At 66.5% G+C, this 717-nt stretch carries 1 protein-coding gene; it reads left to right on the top strand.

The features are described from left to right. Window positions 1-717, top strand: a 717-nt coding sequence (locus E1263_RS42495) for a zinc-binding dehydrogenase (RefSeq protein WP_272949739.1), incomplete at its 3' end; no start/stop codon positions are given.

Raw genomic sequence — 717 nt, 5'->3', positions numbered from 1 at the left:
GTGTCGGGGTGGCAGGTCGGGGATCGGGTGACCACGCCGTTCATCTGCGCCTGCGGATCATGTCCTGAATGCTTGGCGGGCAATCAGCAGGTGTGCCCGAATCAGCTGCAGCCGGGGTTCAACTATTGGGGCTCATTCGCTGAGTACGTCGCGATCCCGTTCGCGCAGGTCAATCTCGTGCGGCTGCCCGACGAGCTGGATTTCGGTACGGCGGCAGGACTCGGTTGCCGGTTTGCGACGTCGTACCGGGCTGTTCGGCAGGTCGCGAAGGTCGAGGCCGGCGAGACCGTGGTCGTGTACGGCTGTGGTGGGGTGGGTTTGTCCGCGGTGATGATCGCGGCCGCCGCTGGTGCACGGGTGATCGCGGTCGACACGAATCCGGCCGCGCTGGAGCTGGCCGTCTCGTATGGCGCCGCTGAGACTCTGAGCGCAACCGACGGGAACCTGGGTGCGCACGTCACGTTCGACGCTCTCGGCTCGAATGACCTGGTGCAGCAGGCGCTTCGCGCGCTCCGACCACACGGTCGGCACGTCCAGATCGGTCTGCTGCCGGACGGCGTACAACTCGACGTCAGTCGCCTGATCGGCCAGGAACTCCAGTGGCTAGGCAGCCACGGCATGCCCGCCCACGCCTACCCCGAGATGCTCGCCCAAGTTGCCCAAGGCAACCTCAACCCCGCAGCCCTGATCACCCGCACCATCACCCTCGCCGAAACC

Origin of the sequence: Kribbella antibiotica (genome assembly GCF_004349055.1) — a bacterium.
In the GTDB taxonomy this organism is placed as follows: Bacteria; Actinomycetota; Actinomycetes; order Propionibacteriales; family Kribbellaceae; genus Kribbella; species Kribbella antibiotica.
This window is presented reverse-complemented; position numbering and strand designations above follow the sequence as displayed.